Source organism: Kribbella pratensis (genome assembly GCF_004365355.1).
GTDB lineage: Bacteria > Actinomycetota > Actinomycetes > Propionibacteriales > Kribbellaceae > Kribbella.
Genome location: NZ_SODP01000002.1, coordinates 180,245 through 205,952, shown reverse-complemented (window position 1 = coordinate 205,952; position 25,708 = coordinate 180,245). Strand labels below are relative to the sequence as shown.

25 protein-coding genes are annotated in these 25,708 nt (G+C 67.8%); 17 read left to right on the top strand and 8 right to left on the bottom strand.

Annotated features, from left to right (window positions below; genetic code table 11):
• Window positions 1-19: 19 nt before the first annotated feature.
• A complete protein-coding gene (locus EV653_RS17510) occupies window positions 20-928 on the top strand; it encodes a GNAT family N-acetyltransferase (RefSeq protein ID WP_134104732.1) in 909 nt (302 codons plus the stop codon).
• Here the strand turns inward: EV653_RS17510 and EV653_RS17505 are convergent.
• The 6 genes from EV653_RS17505 to EV653_RS17480 form a co-directional block, all read right to left on the bottom strand.
• Entirely contained in the window at window positions 893-1,885 is a 993-nt protein-coding gene (locus EV653_RS17505) for a 2-dehydropantoate 2-reductase (RefSeq protein ID WP_134104730.1), read from the bottom strand. The two genes, EV653_RS17510 and EV653_RS17505, sit on opposite strands and share 36 nt — an antisense overlap.
• A 144-nt stretch (window positions 1,886-2,029) precedes the next feature.
• Window positions 2,030-2,989: an ABC transporter permease gene (locus tag EV653_RS17500; protein ID WP_134104728.1), complete on the bottom strand. Its 960-nt coding sequence runs from the start codon at window positions 2,987-2,989 to the stop codon at window positions 2,030-2,032.
• A gap of 2 nt (window positions 2,990-2,991) precedes the next feature.
• Window positions 2,992-3,918: an ABC transporter permease gene (locus tag EV653_RS17495; protein ID WP_134104726.1), complete on the bottom strand. Its 927-nt coding sequence runs from the start codon at window positions 3,916-3,918 to the stop codon at window positions 2,992-2,994.
• A gap of 76 nt (window positions 3,919-3,994) precedes the next feature.
• Window positions 3,995-5,011 (bottom strand): ABC transporter ATP-binding protein, encoded by a 1,017-nt coding sequence (locus EV653_RS17490; RefSeq protein WP_134104724.1) that lies wholly within the window; start codon window positions 5,009-5,011, stop codon window positions 3,995-3,997.
• A complete protein-coding gene (locus tag EV653_RS17485; protein WP_134104722.1) occupies window positions 5,008-5,988 on the bottom strand; it encodes an ABC transporter ATP-binding protein in 981 nt (326 codons plus the stop codon). The genes EV653_RS17490 and EV653_RS17485 overlap by 4 nt, the downstream gene beginning before the upstream one ends.
• Before the next feature lie 5 nt (window positions 5,989-5,993).
• Window positions 5,994-7,790, bottom strand: a complete 1,797-nt coding sequence (locus tag EV653_RS17480; protein WP_134104720.1) for an ABC transporter substrate-binding protein — start codon at window positions 7,788-7,790, stop codon at window positions 5,994-5,996.
• 188 nt (window positions 7,791-7,978) lie between these two features.
• Between EV653_RS17480 and EV653_RS17475 the strand changes: the two genes are divergently transcribed.
• The 10 genes from EV653_RS17475 (at window position 7,979) to EV653_RS17430 (ending at window position 20,048) form a co-directional block, all read left to right on the top strand.
• Entirely contained in the window at window positions 7,979-8,662 is a 684-nt protein-coding gene (locus EV653_RS17475) for a response regulator transcription factor (protein WP_134104718.1), read from the top strand.
• Between the two features lie 35 nt (window positions 8,663-8,697).
• Window positions 8,698-10,074, top strand: coding sequence for a HAMP domain-containing sensor histidine kinase (locus EV653_RS17470; protein WP_134104716.1), 1,377 nt, complete (start codon window positions 8,698-8,700; stop codon window positions 10,072-10,074).
• A gap of 115 nt (window positions 10,075-10,189) precedes the next feature.
• Window positions 10,190-11,788: an ABC-F family ATP-binding cassette domain-containing protein gene (locus EV653_RS17465; protein ID WP_134104714.1), complete on the top strand. Its 1,599-nt coding sequence runs from the start codon at window positions 10,190-10,192 to the stop codon at window positions 11,786-11,788.
• Between the two features lie 131 nt (window positions 11,789-11,919).
• Window positions 11,920-12,393 carry a hypothetical protein gene (locus EV653_RS17460; protein WP_134104712.1) on the top strand — a complete coding sequence of 158 codons (474 nt, stop codon included), beginning with the start codon at window positions 11,920-11,922 and terminating at the stop codon, window positions 12,391-12,393.
• Between the two features lie 18 nt (window positions 12,394-12,411).
• Window positions 12,412-13,566 (top strand): sensor histidine kinase, encoded by a 1,155-nt coding sequence (locus EV653_RS17455; RefSeq protein WP_202871719.1) that lies wholly within the window; start codon window positions 12,412-12,414, stop codon window positions 13,564-13,566.
• Entirely contained in the window at window positions 13,563-14,195 is a 633-nt protein-coding gene (locus EV653_RS17450; RefSeq protein ID WP_134104710.1) for a response regulator, read from the top strand. The genes EV653_RS17455 and EV653_RS17450 overlap by 4 nt, the downstream gene beginning before the upstream one ends.
• A 58-nt stretch (window positions 14,196-14,253) precedes the next feature.
• Window positions 14,254-15,312 carry a HoxN/HupN/NixA family nickel/cobalt transporter gene (locus EV653_RS17445; RefSeq protein ID WP_202871718.1) on the top strand — a complete coding sequence of 353 codons (1,059 nt, stop codon included), beginning with the start codon at window positions 14,254-14,256 and terminating at the stop codon, window positions 15,310-15,312.
• 141 nt (window positions 15,313-15,453) lie between these two features.
• A complete protein-coding gene (locus tag EV653_RS17440) occupies window positions 15,454-18,594 on the top strand; it encodes a sugar-binding protein (RefSeq protein WP_166679473.1) in 3,141 nt (1,046 codons plus the stop codon).
• A 36-nt stretch (window positions 18,595-18,630) separates the two neighbouring features.
• Complete coding sequence (locus EV653_RS17435) at window positions 18,631-19,035, top strand: ArsR/SmtB family transcription factor (RefSeq protein WP_134104706.1); 405 nt, start codon at window positions 18,631-18,633, stop codon at window positions 19,033-19,035.
• A 68-nt stretch (window positions 19,036-19,103) separates the two neighbouring features.
• Window positions 19,104-20,048, top strand: coding sequence for a cation diffusion facilitator family transporter (locus EV653_RS17430; RefSeq protein ID WP_238159858.1), 945 nt, complete (start codon window positions 19,104-19,106; stop codon window positions 20,046-20,048).
• Here the strand turns inward: EV653_RS17430 and EV653_RS17425 are convergent.
• On the bottom strand, window positions 20,002-20,514 hold the full coding sequence (locus tag EV653_RS17425) for a GNAT family N-acetyltransferase (protein ID WP_134106561.1): 513 nt from the start codon (window positions 20,512-20,514) through the stop codon (window positions 20,002-20,004). The two genes, EV653_RS17430 and EV653_RS17425, sit on opposite strands and share 47 nt — an antisense overlap.
• A gap of 83 nt (window positions 20,515-20,597) precedes the next feature.
• On the opposite strand from EV653_RS17425, the gene EV653_RS17420 reads away from it, so the two are divergent.
• The 3 genes from EV653_RS17420 to EV653_RS17410 all read left to right on the top strand — a co-directional run bounded on the left by EV653_RS17420 (window position 20,598) and on the right by EV653_RS17410 (window position 22,543).
• Window positions 20,598-20,885, top strand: coding sequence for a DUF1905 domain-containing protein (locus EV653_RS17420; protein ID WP_134104702.1), 288 nt, complete (start codon window positions 20,598-20,600; stop codon window positions 20,883-20,885).
• Between the two features lie 193 nt (window positions 20,886-21,078).
• On the top strand, window positions 21,079-21,381 hold the full coding sequence (locus tag EV653_RS17415) for a hypothetical protein (RefSeq protein ID WP_134104700.1): 303 nt from the start codon (window positions 21,079-21,081) through the stop codon (window positions 21,379-21,381).
• Window positions 21,382-21,424: 43 nt separating this feature from the next.
• A complete protein-coding gene (locus EV653_RS17410; protein WP_134104698.1) occupies window positions 21,425-22,543 on the top strand; it encodes an epoxide hydrolase family protein in 1,119 nt (372 codons plus the stop codon).
• On the opposite strand, the gene EV653_RS17405 is transcribed toward EV653_RS17410, so the two are convergent.
• Window positions 22,533-23,480, bottom strand: a complete 948-nt coding sequence (locus EV653_RS17405) for a quinone oxidoreductase family protein (protein WP_134104696.1) — start codon at window positions 23,478-23,480, stop codon at window positions 22,533-22,535. The two genes, EV653_RS17410 and EV653_RS17405, sit on opposite strands and share 11 nt — an antisense overlap.
• A 42-nt stretch (window positions 23,481-23,522) precedes the next feature.
• Between EV653_RS17405 and EV653_RS17400 the strand changes: the two genes are divergently transcribed.
• The 3 genes from EV653_RS17400 to EV653_RS17390 all read left to right on the top strand — a co-directional run bounded on the left by EV653_RS17400 (window position 23,523) and on the right by EV653_RS17390 (window position 25,628).
• The gene (locus tag EV653_RS17400; protein WP_134104694.1) at window positions 23,523-24,149 is read left to right on the top strand and encodes a DUF2461 domain-containing protein; all 627 of its coding nucleotides are present in this window, start codon (window positions 23,523-23,525) and stop codon (window positions 24,147-24,149) included.
• Between the two features lie 93 nt (window positions 24,150-24,242).
• Window positions 24,243-25,103: a helix-turn-helix domain-containing protein gene (locus EV653_RS17395; RefSeq protein WP_134104692.1), complete on the top strand. Its 861-nt coding sequence runs from the start codon at window positions 24,243-24,245 to the stop codon at window positions 25,101-25,103.
• Window positions 25,104-25,250: 147 nt separating this feature from the next.
• Window positions 25,251-25,628, top strand: coding sequence for a hypothetical protein (locus tag EV653_RS17390; protein WP_134104690.1), 378 nt, complete (start codon window positions 25,251-25,253; stop codon window positions 25,626-25,628).
• Window positions 25,629-25,708: the final 80 nt, after the last annotated feature.

Here is a 25,708-nt window from a genome sequence, read left to right as displayed (position 1 = left end):
CGCGCTGCCTAATGGGCGAATGATCGAGATCCGGCCGGTGACGACGGACGCGGACTACGAGGCCTGGCGTCAGGTTCGTATCGCCGTCCTCCCGCACGAGCGGTGCCCGAGCGTGGCCGAGTTGCGGGAGTTGGAGACGCCGGAGCGGCTGCTGGTGCTTGCCGAACTGGACGGCTCGGTCGTCGCCAACGGGCTCGCCGACAGTTCCGACGAGGCCGGGCGCGGGTTCGTGTCACCACGGGTTCGGCCCGAGGCGCGCCGTCGCGGGGTCGGCACGCGGTTGCTCGAAGCGCTGGCGGATCACGCCGGTGCGTCGGGCTTCGAGGTCGTCGGATCCGGCGTCGAGGACGAGGGATCGTTCGCGTTCGCCCAACGGTTCGGCTTCGTCGAGACGGGGCGCCAGGTCGAGCAGGTACGCCGGATCGGCGCCGAGACCTGGCCCGCGCGACCGACGGAGTACGACATCGTGACCGTTGCGGAGCGCCCCGAGTTGTGGGCGACGGCGTACGAGCAGGTTGCGCTGCCGACGTTCCCCGACATGGACACTTCGACGCCGCTCGACGTGTCGGCGGAGGAGTGGGCGGCCGAGTGGATCAACGAACCGTCGGCGATGTTCCTGGCTGTCGTCGGGGACGACGTGATCGGGGTAGCCGGGCTGATGCTCGATACCGACAAGCCGGAGCGTGCCGAGGTCGCCTACACCGCCGTACGCCGGGATTGGCGTGGGAAGGCGGTCGCGTCGACCCTCAAGCGGACGAGCATGGCGTGGGCGGCCGAGCACGGCATCAGTGAGGTCTACACCTGGACCCAGCAGGGCAACGCGAACATGCGGCGGCTCAACGAGCACCTCGGCTTCAGCTACGGCGCCGTGAGCATCAACGTCCGCGCGAACCTACCGCTGCAGTTCCCGGAGCAGCTCGGCTCCTGACCAGGCCCGGCGGTCGGTCTCGGCGGCGCGGATCAGCTCGACCAGCCTCGCGTTGACCGGCGCGGATCGCCCGAGCGACTCCGCGAGCCGGACGACCTCACCGTTCAGGTAGTCGATCTCGGTCGGCCGTCCTGCCTCCAGGTCCTCCCACATCGAGGTTCGCGCCAGCGGGTCGATCGCGAGCATCTTGGACGCGAGCCGGCGGAACAGGAAGTCGGGCAGCCGCAGGATCGCGGGGAACCGGTGCATCGGAACCGCGAGCAACTGCGCCGGCTTGATCCCGGCAATCTCCAGAATCCCGAGCGTCTCGGCCTGCGCCGCAGCCAGACAGCGCCGGTAGGCGCGCTGCGACAGCTCGTCGCGCAAGGAAACGTTCGACAGGGCGTTGATCGGGTTGTTCAGGTTCAGCAGGAGCTTCGCCCACTGCACCGGCAGGATGTCGTCGTGCTGCGTCAGCGGCAGCCCGGCCCACTGGAACGCCTCGACGTACGGCGCCAACGCAGCATCCCGTTGTACGTCGAGCGCTCCCTCGGTGCCCTGATGAAACACGCCGGCGCCTCGGTTGAGCACGTTGAACGGAACCATCCCGGGCACCACGATCTGCTCGGTCAACCGCGACTGCAGCAGCTCCCCGTTGCGTACTCCGTTCTGAAAACTCACCACCACCGCACCGGGCTTCAACACCGGCGCCAACTCGGCAGCCGCGCCCTCGGTAGCCGCGGACTTCACCGTGACGAGCACCAGATCCGCCCCGGTCGCCGCATCAGGCGTCGTTTCGAAGTCCACGTCGGACACGCGAAGATCCGCACCCAGATAGTCGGTCAGGTGCAGCCCGTGGGCCGCCAGTTCGTCGGCCATCCGCTGCCGGCCGACGAACGTCACAGCAGTCCCGGATGCCGCGAGCCGTCCGCCCACATAGCAACCGATACCGCCGGCGCCGTACACAACGATCTTCACGCAGACAACGTACCGAACGTACCTAGGGACAGGAGGTGTTCGGGAGGTTCTGCCTGGCGCCCGCCCAAGACCGCCAGGTAGAACCCACACCTCCTGTCCTTCGGTGCCATCCCAGGGCGAAACCCGACCAAGGAACCCCGGGAGCTAATGCAGTCGAACGCGTGGATCGAGGACGGCGTACCCGATGTCCACCAGGATGTTCGCCACCACGACCGCCGCCGAGGCGAACAGCACGATCCCGATGATCACCGGCAGGTCCTGCTGGTTGATCGCGACCACGGCGGTCTGACCGAGCCCGGGCAGGCTGAACACGGTCTCGATGACCACCACGCCGCCGACCAGCTGACCGAGGTCGATGCCGAACTGCGTGACCACCGGCGTCAAGGCACTCCGCAGACCGTGGACGACGACCACCCGGCTCTCCCGGATGCCCTTCGACCGCGCGGTCCTGATGTAGTCCTCGCCGAGCACGTCCAGCATCGAACCGCGGGTCAGCCGGGTATACGTTGCCGCCAGCAACAACGCCAGCGCGACCCACGGCAGCACCAGGTGCTGGAACCACGGCCCGACACCGTCGACGATCGGTGCGTAGCCGCCGGCCGGGAACCAGTTGAACCCTGCGAGGGTGAGGCGGAAGTACAGGAAGTACAGCAGCAACAGCCCGAGCAGGAACGACGGGAACGAGTAGAAGAACAGCGCGAACAACGTCAGTCCGCGGTCGGCCAGCGTCCGTGGATGCGTCGCCGAGATCACGCCGTTGAACACGCCCAGCAGCAACCACAGGACGGCCGCGCCGAGCGCCAGCGACACCGTGATCGGCAGCGCCTGCGCGATGATCTTGGTCACCGGCACCTGGTGGTAGTAGTCGTACCCCAGATTGCCCTTGAGCGCGTTGCCGAGGAAGTGCAGGTACTGCTTCCAGACCGGCAGATCGAGCCCGAGGCGGTGCTTGATCAGCGCGATAGTCTCCGGCGTCGCCTGCCGGCCGGCCAGCGTTTGCGCGACGTTGCTCGGAGCAACGAAGAACAGGCCGAACACCGCGATGCTGATCAGCCACAGGACCAGGAGCCCGTGACCGATCCGGCGAATCAGGAACATGGCCATGGTCAGCTCCGATCTGAGCGGGGATCGAAGGCGTCCCGGACGCCGTCACCGAACAGGTTGAAGGCGAGCGTGGTGATCAGCAGCGCCAGGCCGGGGAACATGATGAACCACCACGCGGTCGTGTAGTAGTTCTGCGACGCGCTGATCATCCCGCCCCAGTCCGCCGTCGGCGGCGGCAGACCGAGTCCGAGGAACGACAACGTCGCCTGGGTGACGATCACCACCGGGATCAGCAGCGTCGTGTAGACGATCACCGGCGCGATCACGTTCGGCAGTATGTCGACGAACATGATCCGGGTGTTGCCCGCCCCCAGCGAGCGCGCCGCTTCGACGAACTCACGCTCGCGTAGCGACAACACCTGACCACGCACGATCCTGGCCACCGAAGCCCAGCTGAAGAACCCGATCACCAGCACAGTGACAGTCAGACTGGGACCCGTCACGGACACCAGCGCGATCGCCACCAGCAGGAACGGAACCGACAGCACGACGTCGATCAGCCGGGCCAGGACGGTGTCGGTGATCCCCCCGAGGAACCCCGCCGCCAGTCCCAGCACGACTCCGATGACGACCGTGATCGCGGTCGCGGCCACGCCGACGAGCAGCGACACCCGGGCGCCGTACGCGATCCGGACCAGGATGTCCCGGCCGAGGTCGTCGGTGCCGAGCCAGAACGTCCCGTTCGGGCCGCGCGGCAGGCCGTCCGGCGTCAGCCCGATGTCGCGATACTGCTCGTTCGGCGGATGCCCGGTGATCGCCGTGAACACCGGCGCGAAGATCGCCATCAGCACGATCAGCAGGATCACGACGAGCGAGATCATCGCCACCTTGTCCTTGCGCAACCGGTGCACGGCGAGGACGAACGGACTACGACCCTCGATCGCCTTCGGCTCGTCGAGGACATCAACCATCTCGATGGCAGTACTCATCGTCGTCCTCGCTTCGCTCCGGGCGCCGATGAGGCACGAGGCGGACTGTGTTGTTTGATGACCTCGCTCCGCTCGGTCATGATGCCTTCAGATCAGGTACGGCGGTGGACAGGTCCTCGCCCACCGTCAACGGGTAGAAGCAAGCGGTGCGGTGCTGCCAGGAATCGTCGAGAACGGACTCGAGCGGCGGCTCCTCGGCCGCGCAATCCAACTTCGCCTTCGGGCAGCGCGTGTGGAACCTGCAGCCTTCCGGCGGGTTGGTCGCCGAGGGGATGTCGCCGCCGAGGATGATCTGCTCGCGGCTGTCCGCCGTGTCCGGGTCCGCCACCGGCAACGCCGACAGCAGCGCCCGCGTGTAGGGATGGCGGGTCTGCCCGAACAGTTCGTCGGTCGGTGCCAGTTCGACGATCTTGCCCAGGTACATCACCGCGATCCGGGTGCTCACGTGCCGGACCACGGACAGGTCGTGCGAGATGAACACGTACGTGAGGTCGAACTCCTTCTGCAGATCCGCGAGCAGGTTGATGATCTGGGCCTGGATCGACACGTCCAATGCCGACACCGGCTCGTCGCAGATCACCAGCTTGGGTCGCAGCGCGAGCGCCCGCGCCACTCCGATCCGTTGCCGTTGGCCACCGGAGAACTCGGCCGGGAACCTGTTGTAGTGCTCGGGGTTGAGTCCGACCAGCTCCATCAACTCCTGGACCTTCTTCTTCCGTTCTTTGCCGGTGGCAATGTTGTGGATCGCGAAGGGGTCGCCGATGATGGATCCGACCCGGCGGCGCGGGTTCAGCGAGCCGTACGGGTCCTGGAAGATGACCTGGACGTCGCGGCGCAGCGGACGCATCGCCTTGCGCGAGAGCTTGGTGATGTCCTTGCCCTCGAACGTCACCGAGCCAGACGTCACGTCGTACAGGTGGGCCATGCAGCGCGCCAGCGTCGACTTGCCGCAGCCGGTCTCGCCGACCAGGCCGAGCGTCTCGCCCTTGTGAACCTCGAGCGACACACCGGCGACTGCCTGGACCACTTCCTTGGACTGCGTGGGGAAGTCCTTACGGACGTCCTCCACCTTCAGCAGCACATCGTCGTTCATGAAGCGATCGCCTCGCTGTTCTCAGGCGGTAGCCAGCAAGCCGACTGGTGCCGGGGATCGCGGGCGACGTCGATGAGCGGCGGCGCCTCGGTGCGGCACTTGTCGAACACGTGGGGGCAGCGGGCCGCGAACGGGCAGCCCTTGGGCAGACTGATCAAACTCGGCGGTGTCCCCGGGATCGGGGTCAGCCGGTCACCACTGCGGGCCGGCAGCGACGCCAGCAGGCCCTGGGTGTACGGATGATGGTTGCGGTAGAAGATGTCCCGGCGCGGCGCTCGTTCCATCACCGCACCGGCGTACATCACCACGACCTCGTCGGCCATCTCGGCCACCACGCCGAGGTCGTGGGTGATCAGGATGATCGCCGTACCGAACTGCTCCTGCAGCCGGCGCATCACGTTCAGCACCTGGGCCTGCACGGTCACGTCGAGCGCGGTGGTCGGCTCGTCCGCGATCAGCAGGGCCGGGTCGAGCGCCATCGCCATCGCGATCATCACCCGCTGCCGCATCCCGCCGGAGAACTGGTGCGGATAGTCGTCGATCCGCTCCGCGGCCCGGGGGATGCCGACCAGGGTCAGCAGCTCGGCGGCCCGTTTCCGGGCGTCCTGCTTGCTGATCTCGTGGTCGTGCGCCCGGATCATTTCCACGATCTGCCAGCCGATCCGGTACTGCGGATGCAGGCTGGACAACGGATCCTGGAAGATCATGCCGATCTGGGCGCCACGCAGCCGGCGCAACGTCGATTGGTCCGCGGTGATCAGGTCGGTGCCGTCGAAGAACGCCGTACCGGACACCGTCGCGCCGCGGGTGAGGCCGGTGATGGTCTGGGTGGACACGCTTTTACCGGAGCCCGACTCGCCCACCACCGCGAGCGTCTGGCCGGCTTCAACGTCGTACGACAACCCCCGGACGGCGCGGACGGTGCCGTCCGGGGTGTCGAAGGAGACCTGGAGGTCCCTTACTTCAAGCAGAGCCATGAGGTTCAGCCGCCCTGCTTGTCCTTGTCGAGCCAGACGTTCGTGGGATCGAAGCCCTGCAAGGCCGGCACGTAGACGGCGTTCTGCACTTGCGGGGCGTGGTAGTTCGCGTTCTTCGGGTTCGTCAGCGGGTAGAACGGCGCGTCGGCCATCACCTGGGCGTCGGCCTTGGCCCACAGATCCGCCGTCTGCTCGTCGCTGGTCGCCCGCGCGGCCTGCTGGATCATGGTGTTGGTCTTCGGGTTGTTGTACAGCCCGAAGTTGCTGCCGATCGGCGGGAACGACGGCTCGCCGGAGAACAGCGGGTTGAAGAACGACAGGGCCGCGTTGCCGTACCAGTCGGCGCCCCAGCCGGCCAGTGACAGATCCCAGACGCCGCGTTGCGCGACGGTCGGCACCTGCAGGTACTTCACGTAGAAGTCAGCGTTCGGCGATGGTACGCCGGTCACTGTGATTCCCGCCTTGGACAGGTCCTGCTGGACGGTCTGGAAGGTCTTGCTGCTGCCCTCGGAGGCATTGCGGTACAGGAACTTCAGCGTCAGATGCGGGAAGCCCGCTTCCTGCAGCAACTGCTTGGCCTTGTCCACGTTGTACGGGTACGGGTCGTTCTGCTTCGAGCCGAGGATGTTGTCCGGCAGCACATGTGTCAGCGGCGGGTTGATCTTCGGGCCGCCGATGACCTGGAGGATGTGGTCACGGTTGATCGCGTAGCTGATCGCCTGCCGCACCTTCACGTTCGCCAGCGCCTTGTTGTTGTTCGGCGACGCGGTGTTGTAGACGACGTACGGGTTGCTGGACGCGGTGAGTCCCAGGTTCAGGCCCGGGTCCTTCTTGGCGATCAGAGCCGGCAGCTGCGACGGTGGCGGGGCGAGGTCGAACTCGAGGTCGGCGGTCGGCGTCCCGGTCTGCAGTTGCTGCTGGGCGGAGTCCTGGGTGACCGTCTCGTTGACGAGGATCTTGTCGACGTAGGCCTTGCGTACCGGGTCTGACGCGGGGTCCCAGGCCGGGTTGCGCGAGTACGAGATCGACTTGGTCGGCACCCACTTGTCGACCTTGTACGGTCCGTCGGACGGGTAGTGGTTACCGAGCTCCGTGCTGATCGGCAGGTAGTTCAGCGATTCCACCGGCGCCGGCGAGAACGCCGTCAGCGTCAGCATGCCGACGAAAAACGTGGCCGGATGGACGAGGTGGAACTCGACCGTGCTCGCGTCCTTGGCGACCACGCCCGGCAGCGGAGTCTTGTCGATGTAGTCCTTGATGCCGGCAATCGTCTTCGGCGCCTTGGCGAACCCGTCGAGGAACGCCTGGTACCCGACGAGCAGGCTGGCGTAGTCCGGGATGCCGCCGAACGGCTGGATCGGGTTCGCGGTTCGCTTCACGCCGCGCACCATGTCCTCGGCGGTCACCGCCCGGGCCGGCGTGGTGTTCCACTTCGCGCCGGGCCGGATCTTGATCGTGTACGTCTTGCCGTCGGCGCTGATCCCGCCGTTCGACGTGGTCGGGATGTCCGTGGCGAGGTCGGCCACCGGGGTGGTGTTGTCCTTGCCCGGATCCGCCGGGTAGGTGAACAACTGGCGGCTCCACATCCGGAGGTTCATGTACCCGACGGAGTAGTAGCTGATGTTCGGATCCATATAGTCGACGTCGCCCGCGCCGAGGATGTTCAGGGTGCCACCGGTGACCGGAGTACCGGCATTGGTAGTTCCGGTTCCGGACGGCGTATTGCCGCCACTGCTGCAAGCCGCGAGCGTGATGCTCACGACGGCGGCAAGGGATAGTGCCGCCAGCCGTTTTCTGGCCATTGGTCCTCCTCCGGGACTCGATAGCGCCGAAGTTAGGACTTCTGGGCGCAGCCGGAACCCCCGGTCACCCAACCGTCAAACAGATGTCAACCGGCGCCCGCCCGAACATGACGGATTCATGACACCCGTAACCATCTCCCGGCCCCGAGGGTCTGCCTCCCAGGCCCTCGGTGAGCGACACTGGTCCCGTGGCACACAGCTTGCTGCTGGTCGACGACGAGCCGCGGATCCGGCGGGTACTGCGGCTTGCCCTGGAGGACGAGGGGTACCAGGTCGCAGAAGCCGCCAACGGGTACGACGCTCTGGCCGCTCTGCGCCGGGAGCCACCGGACGTGGTGCTGCTGGACCTGATGCTGCCCGACCGGGACGGGTTCACCGTCTGCCGGGAGATCCGCCGGTCCAGCGACGTACCCGTGATCATGGTGACCGCGCGGACCGACAGCCACGACGTGGTCGCCGGGCTGGAGGCCGGCGCGGACGACTACGTGACCAAACCGTTGGTCGCGAAGGAGCTGACGGCCCGGATCCGGGCACTGCTGCGGCGGGTCGAGCCGTCGAACTCGCGTCAGGCGGCGCTGGTCGAGGTCGGTGACCTGCGCATCGACATACCGGGCGCCGAGGTGACACGGGACGGCGAGGCACTGCCGCTGACCCGGACCGAGTTCAAGCTGCTCGCCGAGCTGGCCGGCGCCGAGGGCAAGGTGCTCAGCCGCGAGCAGTTGCTGTCGAAGGTCTGGGGCTACGGGTACTTCGGTGACAGCCGGATCGTCGACGTCCATGTCCGGCGGCTCCGGCTGAAGATCGAGCGCGATCCGGCCAGCCCGGAGCATCTCGTCACTGCCCGCGGCCTGGGCTACCGACTGGTGAGCTGACCTTGCTGGGACGGGTCAGCCTGCAAGGTCGCGTCATGCTCGCGTACGGGCTGCTGGCGCTCGGATTGTCGACCGTCCTGGCGATCGTGACGTGGAGCGTGGTCTCGGACTACCTGACCGAGCAGCGGATCTCGTCCGCGGTCGTGGTGACGTCGGACAACGCGGCGGCGCTGCGGTACGGGCTGTTCGGCGCGCCGGAGCCGTGCCGGCCGGCCCGGGAGCGAGCCGAGTGCGGCAGCCCGACGCTCCAGACCGGCGTACCGGTGATGGACGTGCTGAACAGCCTGCCGTCCACCGACGCAGCGGCGTCGATGCTGTACATCGAGGACCAGTGGTACGCGTTGACCGGGAAGCCGTCGGACCTGCCGCCGGATCTGATCCAGACTGCGCTTGCCGGGTCCGTCGTGCAGCGGCGGATCCAGGTCGGCGGCCAGCCGGTACTCGCGGTCGGTGTGCCGATGGGGCGTCAGGGGGAGGCGTTCTTCGAGTGGCACCTCTTGACCAACCTGGACAACACGCTGCTGAAGCTGAAGCTCACACTGATCGCGGCGGCGATCGCGACCGCGCTGGTCGGGCTCGCGGTCGGCCGGCTGGCGAGTACCTTGGCGCTACGGCCGCTCGCCGAGCTGACCCGGGTCGCGGACGCGGTCGCCCGCGGGAAGCTGGACGCACGGCTGGAAGCGGAGAGCGACCCGCATCTGGGCGGGTTGGCGCGGTCGTTCAACCAGACCGCGGGTGACCTGGAGCGGCGGGTGGCGGCGGACGCACGGTTCGCGGGCGACGTGAGCCACGAGTTGCGTACGCCGTTGATGACCATGCTCAACTCGATGGAGCTGATCCAGAAGCACCGCGCCGAGCTGCCGGTCGCCGTACGGGAGCCGGTCGAGCTGCTCGGCGACGACCTGGATCGCTTCCGCCGGTTGGTGATCGACCTGCTGGAGATCTCCCGCGACGACGGTGGTGACCGCGGGAGCCGGGAGATCGTCCGGATCGCCGACCTGGTGCGAGCCGCTGCCGATGCGACCGCCGGGCGGGAGCTGACCACGGTCGAGCCGGAGGCTGAAGGGCTCACGTTGCAGGCCGACAAGCGTCGTCTCGAACGCGTGATCGCCAACCTGGTCGAGAACGCCGAGGACCACGCCGGCGGCTGCAAAGGCGTCGGGGTCGAAGCCGGCGGTCTGGGTGTCATCATCACCGTCGACGACGCCGGCCCCGGTATCGCCGCGGAGGACCGCACCCGCATCTTCGAACGCTTCGGCCGCGGCGAGAACTCCGGCCGGGGCCGCGGTGTCGGCCTGGGCCTGGCCATCGTCGCCCGCCACGTCGGATGGCACCACGGCACGATCCAGGTAACCGACCGCCCCGGCGGGGGCGCACGCTTCATCGTCAACCTCCCCGCAAAAAGCAGCTGACGGCTCCGGCGCCCCCGGCTATCCTCGGGTCATGGCTACTTGCCTCTGTGTCTAGCTGGCGCACTCCATCTGACAGGTGAAGTGCGTCTACTAGTATTCACGGAGAGTAACCATCATGATCACCGCTCGCGGTGTTGATATTCGTGTCGGCGCTCAGCTGCTGCTGGCCGACCTTTCGTTCACAGTCGGCGCGGGGGACCGCGTCGGGCTCGTCGGCCGTAACGGCGCCGGCAAGACCACCCTGCTCACCACGCTGGCCGGCGAACGGCGCCCGGCGGCGGGTGATATCGCCGTGACCGGCTCCGTCGGTTACCTGCCACAGGATCCGCGGGCGGCCGATCCCGCGATCAGCGTCACCGACCGGATCCTGTCCGCGCTCGGCCTCGACACCGCCGTACGCGATCTCCGCGCGGCCGAGACTGCGATGAGCACCGCGACCGGCCAGGCGCAGGAGAAGGCGATGGCGGCGTACGCCCGCGCCGAAGCAGCCTTCCAGGCCGGCGGAGGATACGCGGCCGAGGCGGAGGCGGCGCGGCTCGCGGCGGGTGTCGGCCTGCCCAACCGTGCGCTCGAGCAGCCGGTCGGTCACCTGTCCGGCGGTCAGCGCCGCCGGGTCGAGCTGGCCCGGATCCTGTTCGCGCAGCACGACATGCTGCTGCTCGACGAGCCGACCAACCACCTCGACGCCGATTCCGTGCTCTGGCTGCGGCAGTTCCTGCTGTCGTACGCCGGCGGCCTGATCGTGATCAGCCACGACACCGAGTTGCTCAAGGCAACGGTCAACCGGGTCTTCCACCTGGATCCGCAGCGGCTCACGATCGACATCCACAACACCGGCTGGAAGAAATACCGCGAACAGCTGGACGTGGACGAGCGGCGCCGGCAGCGCGAGCGTGCGGTCGCCGAGCGCAAGGCGGCGGTCCTGCACGCCCAGGCGGCGAAGATGCAGGCCGGGGCGAGCACCGCGATGGCGGCCAAGAACATGGCCCGTCGCGCGGACAAGCTGCTGTCCGACCTCGAGCCGGTACGCCGGTCCGCGCGCGTCGCCAAGATCCGCCTGCCGGCACCGGCGCCCTCGGGCAAGACCCCGCTGTCCGCCGTCGGCCTGAAGAAGGCGTACGGCGGACTGCAGGTGCTGAACGGCGTCGACCTGGCCGTCGACCGGGGCAGCCGGGTCGTCATCCTCGGGCTGAACGGCGCCGGCAAGACCACCCTGCTCCGGCTGCTCGCCGGCCGCGAACAGCCGGACGCCGGTCGCGTCGTACCCGGTCACGGCCTGCGGCTCGGGTACTTCGCCCAGGAGCACGACACGCTCGACCTGGCCGGCACCGTCCGGCAGAACCTGGCCGCGGTCGCGCCCGGTCTGACCGACGGCGAGGTCCGGAACGTGCTCGGTTCGTTCCTGTTCAGCGGGGACGATGTCGACAAGCCGGCCGGCGTACTGTCCGGTGGCGAGAAGACGCGGCTCGCGCTCGCCGGGTTGGTCCACTCGAGTGCGAACGTGCTGCTCCTGGACGAGCCGACCAACAACCTCGACCCGGTGTCGCGGGACGAGGTGCTGGGCGCGGTCGGCAGCTATCCGGGCGCGATCGTGATGGTCACGCACGACGAGGGCGCGATCGAGGCGCTCCGTCCGGATCGAGTGCTGATCCTGCCGGACGCCACCGAGGATCTGTGGTCCGACGACTACCTGGAGCTGGTCTCGCTGGCTTAGGCCGCGTCAACCCTGGGGTTGAGGCTCGGGATCCACCCGGGTCTCACCTCCGGGCTGACGTTCGGGCGGCCGATTCCGAGGAGGGTTGTCATCAACAACAACTCCTCGGAAGGAACACAAAAATGTCGGCCGTGATCGGTATCTTGGTGGGTCTGCTGGTGCTGGTGCGCGTGATCGGCCGGCAGGTGACCGGTTCGCTCGTCACCCAGAAGTCGCTGTTCCTGATGCCCGTGATCCTCCTGGGCGTCGGTCTCTTCTCGGTCTCGTCCGCCGTCCACGGTGCGACGTCCGGCCAGCTCGCGTTCGTCGTCCTCGACTGCGTCGTACTGACCGGTCTCGGTATCGCCCGCGGTGCCAGCGTCCGGCTCTCGCCGACCGACCAGGGCCTGTTCCAGAAGGGCACCGCCGCGACGCTGGTGCTCTGGCTGCTGACGATCGCGCTCCGGGTCGGTACGTCGTTCGCCTCCGCCGCGCTCTGGCCGCACAACTCCTTCGGTACGTCGACCCTGGCGCTGACGATCGGCGTCACGCTCGCCGCCCAGAGCGCGATGATCTACCGCCGCTCGCTGGCGATGAACATCCCCTTCGCCGCCGAGCGGGTCTGATCCGGGCATGATGAGGACATGAGCTCCAGGCTGGCCGACCAGGTGCGGAATTCCTCCGTGCCTGGTCTGCTGCTGCGCGCGGTCCCGAGCGCCGTGACGATCCTCTCGGTCGTGCTGGCCGCCGGTGACCACAACGAACACCGGCTGCCGTATCCGGTGATCGTCGCGCTCGGCGTGATCGTTGTCATCAGCAACTTCTCGCTGTACTTGCAGCGGTTCGGCGAACCGCTCGGCCGGGCCGGTTACGGCCTGCTCGTGTTCGGGGTCGCCGGCTCGATGCTGTGGTACGCACTGCCGGCGAGCCCGATGATCATCGCCCCGTTCTGGGTCACGCGGTCCGCGGTCAGGTTCTACCGGCCGACGCCGCTCGCGTGGGTGATCGTCGCGGTCGGCATCCTCGGCGCGAGCGTGCCGGTCTACGTCACGACGCGGTCCGGACCGGCTGCCCTCGGCGTCGCGTTCGGGGTGGTGGCGCTGACCCTGGCCTCGATCAACCGGCGGAGTCGGGAGCAGCAGCTGGAGGACCTCGAGGTGTCGCTGGCTCGTAAGCAGGCCGCGATCGAGGAGCACGAGCGGGCTGCCGCGCTGGCCGAGCGGGCGCGGATCGCGCGCGACGTGCACGACGTACTCGCTCACTCGCTGGCCGGGTTGTCGCTGAGTCTGCAGGGCGCGCGGCTGATGCTCGTGCGGGACGGCGCGTCGGCTGAGGCGGTCGAGCAGGTGACGCGGGCGCAGGGGCTGGCGGCCGAGGGGTTGGCCGAAGCGCGGCGGGCGGTCGCGGCGCTGCGGGAGGACGCGGTCCCCGACGTACGGGCGCTCGGCGATCTCGTCACGGCGTACCGGCTGGAGAGTGGGGCGACGGCGGAGTTCGACGTGGAAGGTACGCCGCGGGAGCTGCCGGCCGACGTGATGAGCACGCTGTACCGGACTGTGCAGGAGGCGCTGGCGAACACCCGCAAGCACGCGCCCGGCGCACCGGTGCACGTCAGGCTGTCGTACGGCGACCTGGTCGGCCTGACTGTGGAGGACAGGCCGGGGAAACGACCGGATCGCGCGGCGCCAGGCGGTTATGGTCTGGTCGGGATGCGTGAACGCGCCGACCTGGTCGGCGGATCATTGGAGGCCGGGCCGACATCCACCGGCTGGCGGGTCGAGCTCAAGGTGAAGGCATGACTGTGCGGGTAGTGGTCGCGGACGACCAGACGGTGGTGCGGGACGGGCTGGTCACGCTGCTCAAACTGCTGCCCGGGATCGATGTGGTCGCGGCGGCGTCGAACGGCCAGGAAGCGGTCCAGTTGGTTGCCGAGCACGCCCCGGACGTGCTGCTCGTCGATCTCCGGATGCCGACGATGGACGGCGTGGAGGCGACCCGCCTGGTGCGGACAGATCATCCACTGACCGAGGTCGTCGTCCTCACGACGTACAGCGACGACGACTCGGTGCTGTCCGCGCTCCGGGCCGGTGCCCGCGGGTTCCTCACCAAGGACGCCGACGCCGAGTCGATCGGCCGCGCGCTGGAGGCCGCCGCCAACGGCCAGTCGATCGTCGACGCCGAGGTCCAGCGCCGCCTGATCGAAGGCGCCACCGCCAAACCGCCCGAGCCCACCGACACGGGCCTCACGCCCCGCGAGATCGAGGTGCTCCGCCTGATCGCCGAGGGCCTGTCCAACACCGAGATCGCGAGACATCTCGTCGTCAGCGAAGCGACCGTCAAGACCCACATCAACCACCTCTTCGCCAAGGCCAACCTCCGCGACCGGGCCCAGGCCGTCGCCTACGCCTACCGCCTCGGTCTCGCCTGAGATGCGACTAGGTTGCATCTAGAGGTGGACCGGCGTTTACTGACAGATCGTGAGGCGGATGGATGTCAGTAGGCGCGAGTGGGGCGCGATCGGTGGGATGGCGGCGTTCGTGCTGCTGTTGCATCTGGCCGGTTGGGGCGTGCTGGCGCTGATCGTGGCGCCGCGGCATTACCTGCTCGGATCGGCCGGCGTGTTCGGGGTCGGGCTCGGCGTGACGGCGTACACGCTCGGGATGCGGCACGCGTTCGACGCCGACCATATCGCCGCGATCGACAGCACGACCCGGAAGCTGATGGCGGACGGGCGGCGGCCGTTGTCGGTCGGGTTCTGGTTCTCGCTCGGGCACTCGACCGTGGTGTTCGTGCTGTGCTTCCTGCTCGGGATCGGCGTCCGTACGCTCGCCGGACAGGTCGCCGACGACTCGTCCCGCCTGCAGCAGGTCACCGGCGTCGTCGGTACGGCGGTCTCGGGCGTCTTCCTGTACCTGATCGCCGCGCTCAACCTCGCCGTGCTGGTCGCCGTCGTGAAGGTGTTCCGCCGGATGCGCACCGGCGAGTACGACGAGGCGTCGCTCGAGCAGCACCTCGACAAGCGCGGCCTGATGAACCGCATCCTGGCCGGGGTCACCAAGGCCGTGACCCGTCCGTGGCAGATGTACCCGATCGGTTTCCTCTTCGGCCTCGGCTTCGACACGGCGACCGAGGTCAGCCTGCTCGTGCTGGCCGGCGGCGCGGCCGCGTTCAGCCTGCCGTGGTACGCCGTCCTGACGCTGCCGATCCTGTTCGCGGCCGGGATGAGCCTGCTCGACACCATCGACGGCTGCCTGATGAACTTCGCCTACGGCTGGGCCTTCGCGAAACCGGTCCGCAAGGTCTACTACAACATCACGATCACCGGCCTGTCGGTCGCGGTCGCGCTGGTGATCGGCAGCATCGAACTGCTCTCGATCCTGACCGACAAACTGCATATCGAGCACGGCCCGCTGGCCGCGATCGCCGGCGTCGACCTGAACTACGTCGGCTACGCGATCGTCGGCCTGTTCGTCCTCACTTGGATCATCGCCCAGGCGATCTGGAAGTACGCCCGGATCGAGGAGAAGTGGTCAGCCGCCCGCTGACCGTCCGCTGACCCCTTGCTGGCCGCCTGCTGACCGTCGGTCGACCGTCGCTGCTCCGAACCGTTGACAGCCGGCCTCGGTTCGGTGTCTGATCTGCGAAAGCGCTTTCGCCTACTCGTGTAGATCGGAATGAGGCCGCCCATGCCCGGTTCGCTTCGGAAGCTCGTCGCAGTGCTCGCAGTTGGGTTGCTCGCGGCCGCCCAACTCGCCGTACCGGCTCAAGCCGCGGGAGATCCCGGGCTCGTGTTCAGCAACCCGGTCGCGGCCGACGGCATCACCGCGTGGCCCGGCGACGCGGACAAGACTCCGGACCACGCCGCGTCGACCCGGCTCGGAGTGCCGTGCTGGCAGACCAGCAACGACCCCAAGGACCAGTACATCTACCTGAACATCGACGCGGCCCGGATCCCGGCCGGCGCCACCGACGCGGTGCTCACGGTCAACTACTTCGACACCCCGGGCCAGCAGCTGACAGCGCAGTACGACAGCGTCAGCGCCGCCTTCACCCCGCTGCCGTGGTTCACCTTTCCGGGCAGTGGTGCGTGGGCGAGCACGCAGTTCCGGATGTCCAACGTCAACTTCCAGAACCGCGCGAACGGCGCCGACATCCGGCTGATGGCAAATGCACCTGGTGGTGTCATCAGCTCGGTCTGCATCAGTTCGGTGAGCATCTCGTTCGCGGACACCACGGGTATCACGGTCACCAACCAGAGCCTGGTCTTCCAGCAGGGAACCGGCAGCGTCACGCTCACCTCGACCGCGTCGTCAGTTGCCTGGAGCATCACCGACGACCAGTACCTGCCCGTTGCCTCAGGCAACACAACGAATGGCTCGATCGCCGTGGCGAACCTCGGGCCGGGTTTCTACAACCTCCGCCTCACCGCGGGCGACACGGTCGTCGGTACGACGCTGGCCGTCATCCCACCGCTTCCGGCCGGAACCCAATCCCCACAGGGCAAGTGGGGCGTCAACACCCACATGAACCACTACTACAACCTCAGCAGCGCCCTGATCCGCACCCTCGCTCTCACCGGCTTCTCGCACATCCGGGAAAGCCTCGAGTGGCCCCGGATCGAGTCCGGCTCACCGGGCAACTACGCGGTCGATCCGCAGGAGGACGCGGTGATCGCGGACGCCAAGTCGAACGGTCTGACCCCGCTGCTCGGCACCGGCTACCGCAATCCGCTCTACGACGGCGGTCACACGCCGAGCACTCCGGAAGGCCTCGCGGCGTACGGCCGCTACCAGAGCTGGTGGCTGAAGCATTTCGCAGGCACGACCAACGACATCGGGACGTACAACGAGTACTACCAGCCGGGCTTCAACGACAGCGCCTGCGGTATCACGGGTGCGTGCTTCGTCCAGCTGATGAAGGCGGCGTACGAGCAGACCCATGCCGACAACCCGAACGCGAACGTCCTCGCGGACATCGGCCCGAACAAGGGCGACACGTCGTTCCGTGACCAGATCCTGTCGCTGGGCGGGCTGGCCTACGTGGACTCGATCGACGCGCACATCTACACGTTCGCCGGCCCCGAAGGCGATCTGGACACCCAGATCCAGAGCCTGCGTACCCAGGCCGACGCGCACGGGGGTGCCGGCAAGCCGATCTGGATCAGCGAGGAGGGCTACCCGACCGCGCCGAGCTTCGGCGGCTCGATGCTCGACCAGGCCCGCAAGTCGATCCGCAACGACGCGATCATGATCGCGAACAACGTCAGCCAGTTCTACTGGTACGACGCTCTCAACGACGGCACGAACCTGGACGACAAGGAGAGCACGTTCGGCCTCCTGCAGGCTCCGGCCGGACCGATCGCCGGTATGGCGCCGAAGCCGGGCCTGGTCGCGAAGGCGACCACGATCCGCGCCCTCACCGGCCTCGCCTACAGCGGCCGCGACACGTTGGCAGCGCCGCTGTACTCGTACCGCTTCGGCTCCGGTACGTCGACCACCCGCGTGCTGTGGTCAACCGGAACCGGCACGTCCTCGGTACAGCTCAACACCACCGTCCCGCTCGAGGTCACCGATATGTACGGCCACAAGACAACGCTGACGCCGACGGCGGGTGTGGTCACGATGACCGTCGACCAGGACCCGGTCTTCGTGAAGGGTGCGGCCACGAGTGTCGCCGTCACCGCGGCGCCCCAGGCAACGGTCGCCGCGGCCGACCCGTCGAACTCCCAGGAGCCGACGGCGGTCACGGTGACCATCAAGGGCTCCGTGCACAACGCAGGTCCGGCAGCCGTGACGATTGCCGGTCAGACCAAGCAGGCGCTGGTTGTGCCTGGGCAGAACACCACCGTCACGATCGCGGTCCCGGCGAGTGACACGCTCGGCCTGCGACACGTCGTCGCTACCGTCTCCCGGCTCGGCAAGACGACCGCTCGCCTGGTCGCCTGGACCAGCGTCGAACCGGCGACGAAGATCCGGGTCGTCCCGCAGCTCACTGCGGCCGCGCCGACCGGTCTCGGCGTCGAGCTGACCAATACGCGAGCCAGCTCGTCGGCGACGATCCAGGACCTGAGCTGGACGATCGCCGGCCAGCACGGTACGGCTGGTGCAGGGCAGTCGATCGCACCGGGGCAGAAGGCAACGATCAGCATCCCGGTGACCGGCCTGGCGCCGTGGAAGGCGTACGCGTACACCGTCGACCTGACCACGTCCGACGGCAACAAGGTCTCCGCCAAGGGCACCACCGCGTTCGACCCGATCGTGCCCTCGGCAACGACTCCGGCAAGCTCGATCAACCTCGCCACCGACGCCAGTTGGATCGCCTTCACCCGCCCCTGGGGCGGTGCGGCCGACCTGTCCGGTTCGGCCAACTTCCAGTACGACGCAACTGGTCTGACCATCAACGCAGCTGTCACGGACGACGTCTTCTCGCAGACCGAAACCGCTCCGAATCTGTGGCGCGGCGACAGCCTGCAGTTCGCAATCAGCAAGGGCCTTCCCGGCGAAGTCGCGACCGCGACAGAGCTCGGCGCCGCGCTACTGCCGACCGGTCCTGCTGTCTATACGTTCGGTACGTCGGACGGCAGCCCGACCGGGACCACGCCCGGCGCGACTGCCGCGATCACGCGTGCCGACGGCGTCACGTCGTACCAGGTGAAGGTGCCGTGGACGGCGCTCGGGTTCGCGAGTCAACCGGCCGGGCCGGTCGCGATCTCACTTGCACTCAACGAGAACGACGGCGCGGGGCGGGCCGGAGCGCTGCAATGGGCGAGCGGCATCGTCACCGGGAAGACCACGACCCTGTTCCTCCCGGGCACTTTCACGAGTTAGTTGCGATCGGTGGTGGCGATCGCCTACCGTTGACATATGAACAGATCTGCAGATGTGCAGGCCATTGACGCTTGCAACATCAAGCTGGTCGACCCGGAGCGGGTCGCGAGCGTCAACGCCAGGATGCCCGGCGAGGACGACATCGTCGACACCGCCGACGTTTTCGGGCTGCTCGGCGACCCGCGGCGGCTCAAGCTGCTGGTCGCCCTGCTCGACGGGGAGCTGTGCGTCTGCGATCTGGCCGCGATCACCGGGCTCAGCGAGTCCGCGACGTCGCATGCCCTGCGCCTGCTCCGGGCGCACCGAGTGGTCTCGGTACGGCGCGACGGCCGGAACGCGTTCTACCGCCTCGACGACGCGCACGTCCGGATGCTCGTCGACCTGGCCGTCACACACACCGAGCACACCGACGCCATCCACCCGGAGCGGTCCGAATCATGAGCACCGGGCACGGTCCGGGTCAGGGTCACGGGCATGCTCAGGGGCATGGTCACGGGCATGGCCACGCGGTGAGCGCTGCTGCGGACAAGAAGCTGCTCGGCGGAGCGCTCGCGCTGATCGTCGGCTTCATGATCGCCGAGGTGATCGTCGGGTTGGCGGCCGGTTCGCTGGCACTCGTCACCGACGCGGCCCACATGCTGACCGACGCGATCGCCCTCGCGCTCGCGCTGCTCGCGATCCGGCTGGCCGCGAAGCCGCCGGCGGGCGGCTTCACGTACGGCTTCAAGCGGGTCGAGATCCTCTCCGCGCAGGCCAACGGCATCACGCTGCTGCTGCTGGCGGCGTACTTCGTCTACGAGGCCGTCAGCCGGATGATCCATCCGCCCGAGGTCAAGGGTGCGCTGGTGCTGATCACCGGCGTGGTCGGCATCGCCGTGAACCTGATCGCCACCTGGCTGATCAGCAAGGCGAACCGGTCCAGCCTGAATGTGGAGGGCGCGTTCCAGCACATCCTCAACGACCTGTTCGCGTTCATCGCGACCGCGATCGCCGGTCTCGTCGTGCTCCTCACCGGGTTCGCCCGGGCGGACGCGATCGCCGCGCTCGTGGTCGCCGTACTGATGCTGAAGGCCGGCATCGGACTGGTTCGCGACTCAGGCCGGATCTTCCTCGAGGCCGCGCCGAACGCGATCGACCCGCAGGCGCTCGGCGCCGAGCTGTGCGCGATCGAGGGCGTCGTCGAGGTCCACGACCTGCACGTCTGGGAGATCACGTCGGGCGAACCGGCCGCGTCCGCGCACATCATGGTTGCCGAGGGCCTCGACTGTCACCAGATCAGGATCCAGATCGAGCAGGTGCTGGCCGAGCGCCACCACCTGACGCACTCCACGCTGCAGGTCGATCACGCCACCGCCGACGACCGCTCCGCACACTGCAGCGACTCGCACGGCGCCGTCCATCGGTCGATCACAACCGCTGGGCAAGCACCTGACCCGGCCAGTCCGGCTCATTGACCCGCGGTACGGCGAACGCCACGTCGCGGGTGAAGCCCTGCGACTCGTAGTACCGGACGAGCGCGCCGTCGCCGCCCGCGAAGCAGTCGACCCGCAGTACGCTCACGCCGGCCTCCCGGGCCAGCTCGCGGGCGTGGTCGAGCAGTAGCCCGCCGATGTTCTGCCCGGCGGACGCGCGCTCGGTGACCAGGAGCCGGACGTACAGCTCTGGCTCAGTCGCCGGCGGCACGTACTCCATCGCCGCACCGACCGCGAGCGCGCCGACGACGCGGCCCGCCTCCACGCCGACCCACAGCCCGCCGTCCTCCGCGAACCCAGTGATCTGCCCGACCCGGCGCGGGCTGGTCGAGTGCGGCGCCGTGCCCCACTGCTCGGTCTGTCCGCGAGCGACCAGCCACTCGGTGGCCCCGTCGAGCAGAGCCAGCACCGCCGGTACGTCGTCCCGCCCGGCCCGGCGGATGATCATCTGCACCGTCCCAGAATAAGTTGGCCCTGGCTGTCGAAAGCCTGTCCGCAGTCTCTACCTAGGGGTGTAGAGAGGAGCTCACCATGAGCAACAAGACCGGAAAGCTGGACAAGACCTTCACCGCGCCGCTGCTGAAGAGCGACGCCAAGGGCGGCTGGACCTACGTGCAGATGCCCGATTCGGCCGAGTACTTCGGCACCCGCGGCCTGGTCAAGGTCCGCGGAACCATGGACGGACACCCGTTCGAAAGCTCCTTCATGGCCCTCGGCGACGGCACCCACAAACTCCCCGTCAAGGCCGACCTACGCACCCAACTCGGCAAGCAGCCCGGCGACGAGATCACCGTCCACCTGGAAGAACGCCTCGGCTGACAGTGACTTCCATTTGATCTGAGATCACCGTCACAGCCGGTCATGTTCTGAGTAAGGACTCTGTGAAGAATCAGTCCTGACCGGCTGCTCGGGTGGGGATCATCGCGGGCCTGACCGTAAGTTCGATTCTGGGTGGTCCATCGAAGTCAGGAGTGAACGAAGTGCTACGGGGCTCACGGGGTGTGCCGTCGGCATGCCCACAACCAGCAGATCCGGTCTGACCGTGATCACGCTGAACAAGATTCTCGGCGCGGCCGGGGTGGTGCTGCTGCTCGTCGGCGGCCTGCTCGGGTTCCGTTCGGTCTCGGCCGGCGGCGCCCGCTGCGGTTCGGCGTTCCAGCCTGCAGGCGGGATCACACCGATGGCCTGCGACAACGCGCTGAACGGTGCGAGCACGCTGGTCACGATCGTGATCAGCGCCGGTGTGCTGTGCGTGATCGCCGCCGTGGCGGTCAAGGTGGTCCGGGATCGGGCTCACGCCAAGGTCGTCGCCTGAGGCAGTCCGCTCCGCTGTGACTCCGCTGTGGCAAGGTTCCGGGGTGACGATCGAACCGTTCCGGCTGGATGTGCCGGAGAGCGAGCTGGACGACCTTCGCCGGCGCCTCGACCTGGTGCGCTGGCCCGCTGAGCTGCCCGGCGCGGAGTGGTCCCGCGGTGTCCCTTTGGCCTACCTCCAAGACCTGGTCGCCCATTGGCGGGACGGGTACGACTGGCGCGCTGCCGAGGCGCGGTTGAACGAGTGGCCGCAGTACACGACGGTGATCGAAGGTGCCCAGGTCCATTTCGCGCATGTTCCGTCGTCGGATCCGTCGGCGGTTCCGCTCGTTCTCACCCACGGTTGGCCAGGGTCGGTCGTCGAGTTCACCGAGGTCGCGAAGCTGCTGACCGACTTCCACCTGGTGATCCCGACCATCCCGGGATTCACGCTGTCCGGCCCGGTGCAGGAGCCCGGCTGGGAGTTCAAGCGCGTCGCCCGCGCGTGGACAGAGCTGATGACACGTCTCGGTTACCCGCGGTACGGCGTACAGGGCGGCGACTGGGGTGCGGCGATCTCCCGCGAGGTCGGGCGGATCGACCCCGAGCGCGTGATCGGCGTACACCTCAATCTGATCCCTGGCGCGGGCGCGACGTCCGAGCCGACTCCCGAGGAGCTTGCGCCGCTCGATCCGGCCGAGCAGGAACGCACGTGGGCCTCGTGGCGCCGGCAGCAGGCATTCGCTTCCGAGCAACAGGGGTACGCCGATCTGCAGTCGACCCGACCGCAGACGGTGGCTTATGCGTTGACCGATTCGCCCGTGGGGCAGCTCGCGTGGATCGCCGAGAAGTTCGCGACCTGGTCGGATCCGGCGTCGCCGATCGACCGCGACGTGCTGCTGACGAACGTGATGCTCTACTGGCTCACCCGGACCGCCGGATCGGCCGGCGCGATCTACTACGAGCGCGCGCATGCGTCGTACTGGGGTCAACCGGCCGAGCCGTCGTCGACGCCGACGGCGTTGCTCGATCTGGCGCACGAGAACTTCATCCCGCTGCGGCACAAGGTCGCTCGTACCGACAACGTCGTCCGCTGGACCAGTCATCCGCACGGCGGTCATTTCGCCGCTCTTGAACAGCCCGCCGTGCTGGCCGCCGATATCCGGGCATTCTTCAGGGCTTGAGGATCAGCTTGCCGGTGGTCCGACGGGCCAGGAGATCCTCGTGGGATCGACGGGCCTCTTCGAGCGGGTACTCCGCACCAACGAGCGGGCTGAGCTTCTTCGCGGCGGTGAGTGCGAGGAGCTCGATCAGCGGTTCGGCGTACCCGCCGGGGAGCTCCATCGCCGGCACGAGCCAGAAGCCCGCGACCGAAAGGTTGCGTTGGGCAAGCGCGCTCGGGTCGACGGACGGTCGACCTTCGCGGCCGGCGTTGCCGTAGTTCACCAGTCGGCCGAATCCGTTCAGGCATTGGAGTCCGGCCAACATCGTTGCCCCGCCGGTCGAATCCAGTACGACGTCGACGCCGTCGGTTGCCTTGAGCACCCTCTCGGTGTAGCCGTGAGGGTTGTTGTCGACGGCAACGTCCGCGCCGAGCTCCAGGGCGAGCTCCCGCTTGGCATCCGTCGACGCTGTCGCGATGACCCGCCCGGCCCCGAAGTGCTTCGCGAGCTGGACGGCCAGCGATCCGACCCCACCCGCGGCAGCGTTGACCAGGACGGTTTCGCCGGGGCTCAGCCGCGCGCTGTTCTTCAGCACGTGCCACGCGGTGAGTCCTTGGATGAGTAGCGCGAGCGCCTGCCCGTCGCTGACCTCATCCGGTACGTCGACCGCGCTGTTGATCGGCGCGACGGCGTACTCGGCGTACCCGCCTCCGGTCTCGAAGATGGGGGAGAGGATGCGACGACCCCCGTCGGTGCGTCCGACGATCTCGACGCCGGGGACGAACGGGAGCTTGACGCCGCCGCGGTAGGAGCCGTCCGTGCGATGGGTGTCGGCGAAGTTCACCCCGGCGGCGGTGACCTCGACCAGGAGCTGGTCCGGTCCGGCGACCGGTGGGTCCAGCTCGGCCGGGACGAGGACCTCGGGACCGCCGAACTGGGTGACCTGGATCGCGCGCATAGGGGTGTCTGTCCGTTCTGTCGGGCGAACTATCGTTGCCGCATGAGTTTTACCGGGTTTCCGGCTGCGGCGCTGGATTTCTACGACGATCTCGAAATGGACAACACCAAGTCGTTCTGGACGGCGCACAAGCGGGTGTACGAGGACTCGGTCCGCGCACCGATGGCCGCGCTGCTCGCGGAGCTCGAGGAGGAGTTCGGTACGGCGAAGCTGTTCCGCCCGTACCGCGACGTCCGCTTCGCGAAGGACAAGACGCCGTACAAGACCCACCAGGGCGCGTTCATCGACCTGGCTCCCTCGATGGGCTGGTACGTCCAGGTCTCGGCCCCCGGCGTACGGGTAGCCGCCGGCTTCTACGACGCAACCTCCGAACGCCTCGCGCGGGTCCGCACCGCCATCGACGACGACCGCCGAGGCAAACAACTGGAGAAACTCCTCGCCAAGCTCACCAGAGCCGGCTGGACCGTAGGCGGCGACAAACTGAAGACCAGCCCCCGAGGCTACGACCCGGACCACCCGCGCATCGACCTACTCCGCCACAAGTCCCTCACGGTCTCCAAGTCCTACGGCTTCGAGCCCATCATCCACACCCCCCAACTAGCCACCCAGATCCGCACCGACTGGCAAGCCACCAAACCCCTCCTAACCTGGCTCACCGACAACAGCTGACGGACTGTGAAGGCGCTTGTACCGTGCGAATCCGACCAGCGATAATGGCGGCGATCTCGAATCCATGAGGTCGGAAACGCGAGGTTGTGGAAAATGCCGAGGCCAGCTGGTCCGCCGACCGTTCGGCTGCGTCGGCTCGCGGCTGAGCTGAAGAACCTCCGCGCCGAGGCGCAACTGACCCGCGAGCAGGTCCAGGAACAGAGCGGCGTCAATCAAGGCACCCTCTGGCGCATCGAAAAGGGCCAGGCCAAACCCCACACCGGCACCCTCGAAACCCTCTTCGACCTCTACGACGTCCCACAACCCCGCCGCGCCGAACTCCTCGAAATGATCCGGGGAGCGAGGCAGCCCGGCTGGCTGCGCCAGTTCAAGGACGTGATTCCTCAGGACTACGCCGCCTACATCAACTTCGAGTCAGAGGCGAAGCTCGTCCACAACTACGAATCGTCGTACATCCCGGGACTCCTGCAGACCGAGGAGTACGCCAGGGCGACAGTGGCTGATTTCCTGCCGCTGGAGCCTGAGGTGATCGAGCGGAACGTGCAGGCGCGGATGGAGCGTCAAATCGCCCTGACCGGAAAGCGGCAGGGACGAGCGCCGCTCGAGTTCTGGGCAGTCATCGACGAGGCCGCGCTCCGCCGGGAAGTCGGCAGCCGGGCTGTCATGCGGGCCCAACTCGGCCGCCTGCTGGAGATGAGCGAGCGCTCGAACGTCACGCTCCAAGTGATCCCCTTCGACCGGGGAGCTCATCCCGGAATGACCGGTGCGTTCGTCCGTCTCGCCTTCGGGTCCGTCGCACCTGACCTCGTGTACGTCGAGAGCCTTGCCGGCGACATCTTCCTGGAAGCCGAGGCGGAGATCGACCGCTACGGCCTGGTGTTCGACCACCTCCGGGCGATCGCGCTCAGCCCACGCGACTCGACGGCCATGATCGCTGATCTGACCACGCAGTAGTTATCCACAACCTCGCGTTTCGGCCGCGTTCCGGTACGAAGTCGTCCTCGAAAGGCGCAGAACCGGCTCCGATGACGCCTGAGTGAGCCGTTCGGGCCGCCTGGATTCGTATGGTGCCGGTGCTCGTCCGGTCCGTACGGTCGTTGCATGGCGATCGCGGAGATGAGTCTGGGGTTCTGGCCCGGCAGTTCACCGGGTCCGGGCTCGGGCTCTCAACGCATCCTGTACTGCTACGCCCACGAGCGCCTCGCTCGGCGGCTGCGTGATCTCGTCGAGGTCCAGAAAGCTGCGCTGCATGCCGCCGAGCAGCGCGGATATCGCCTCGGGCCGCTCTTCGTCGAACAAGACGACTCCGGCCAAGCCATGCAGGCGCTGATCGACGCTGCCATGGCACACGTGGGCAGGGCGGCAGTCGCGGTGCCTCATCGCGGACACCTGATCCCGCTCGGCGCACCGCGCGAGTGGCAGCAGTTCCTGGAGGAACTGGTCGATCATCCACTGATCTTCACCGCCCACACCTCATGACCAGCGGGGCGGGCATGCCGGATCCCTGTCGCCCGTGCCCGTCCCGCTTTCCACACCGTGCAGCTTGGAAGGATCGACCA

What these genes read in the sequence shown, in the direction of transcription:
- EV653_RS17510 (WP_134104732.1), top strand. Translation starts at nt 20, where the DNA reads ATGATCGAGATCCGGCCGGTGACGACGGACGCGGACTACGAGGCCTGG.
- EV653_RS17500 (WP_134104728.1), bottom strand. Translation starts at nt 2,989, where the DNA reads ATGGCCATGTTCCTGATTCGCCGGATCGGTCACGGGCTCCTGGTCCTG.
- EV653_RS17495 (WP_134104726.1), bottom strand. Translation starts at nt 3,918, where the DNA reads ATGAGTACTGCCATCGAGATGGTTGATGTCCTCGACGAGCCGAAGGCG.
- EV653_RS17490 (WP_134104724.1), bottom strand. Translation starts at nt 5,011, where the DNA reads ATGAACGACGATGTGCTGCTGAAGGTGGAGGACGTCCGTAAGGACTTC.
- EV653_RS17485 (WP_134104722.1), bottom strand. Translation starts at nt 5,988, where the DNA reads ATGGCTCTGCTTGAAGTAAGGGACCTCCAGGTCTCCTTCGACACCCCG.
- EV653_RS17480 (WP_134104720.1), bottom strand. Translation starts at nt 7,790, where the DNA reads ATGGCCAGAAAACGGCTGGCGGCACTATCCCTTGCCGCCGTCGTGAGC.
- EV653_RS17470 (WP_134104716.1), top strand. Translation starts at nt 8,698, where the DNA reads ATGCTCGCGTACGGGCTGCTGGCGCTCGGATTGTCGACCGTCCTGGCG.
- EV653_RS17465 (WP_134104714.1), top strand. Translation starts at nt 10,190, where the DNA reads ATGATCACCGCTCGCGGTGTTGATATTCGTGTCGGCGCTCAGCTGCTG.
- EV653_RS17455 (WP_202871719.1), top strand. Translation starts at nt 12,412, where the DNA reads ATGAGCTCCAGGCTGGCCGACCAGGTGCGGAATTCCTCCGTGCCTGGT.
- EV653_RS17450 (WP_134104710.1), top strand. Translation starts at nt 13,563, where the DNA reads ATGACTGTGCGGGTAGTGGTCGCGGACGACCAGACGGTGGTGCGGGAC.
- EV653_RS17445 (WP_202871718.1), top strand. Translation starts at nt 14,254, where the DNA reads ATGGATGTCAGTAGGCGCGAGTGGGGCGCGATCGGTGGGATGGCGGCG.
- EV653_RS17440 (WP_166679473.1), top strand. Translation starts at nt 15,454, where the DNA reads ATGCCCGGTTCGCTTCGGAAGCTCGTCGCAGTGCTCGCAGTTGGGTTG.
- EV653_RS17435 (WP_134104706.1), top strand. Translation starts at nt 18,631, where the DNA reads ATGAACAGATCTGCAGATGTGCAGGCCATTGACGCTTGCAACATCAAG.
- EV653_RS17425 (WP_134106561.1), bottom strand. Translation starts at nt 20,514, where the DNA reads ATGATCATCCGCCGGGCCGGGCGGGACGACGTACCGGCGGTGCTGGCT.
- EV653_RS17420 (WP_134104702.1), top strand. Translation starts at nt 20,598, where the DNA reads ATGAGCAACAAGACCGGAAAGCTGGACAAGACCTTCACCGCGCCGCTG.
- EV653_RS17415 (WP_134104700.1), top strand. Translation starts at nt 21,079, where the DNA reads ATGCCCACAACCAGCAGATCCGGTCTGACCGTGATCACGCTGAACAAG.
- EV653_RS17405 (WP_134104696.1), bottom strand. Translation starts at nt 23,480, where the DNA reads ATGCGCGCGATCCAGGTCACCCAGTTCGGCGGTCCCGAGGTCCTCGTC.
- EV653_RS17400 (WP_134104694.1), top strand. Translation starts at nt 23,523, where the DNA reads ATGAGTTTTACCGGGTTTCCGGCTGCGGCGCTGGATTTCTACGACGAT.
- EV653_RS17395 (WP_134104692.1), top strand. Translation starts at nt 24,243, where the DNA reads ATGCCGAGGCCAGCTGGTCCGCCGACCGTTCGGCTGCGTCGGCTCGCG.
- EV653_RS17390 (WP_134104690.1), top strand. Translation starts at nt 25,251, where the DNA reads ATGGCGATCGCGGAGATGAGTCTGGGGTTCTGGCCCGGCAGTTCACCG.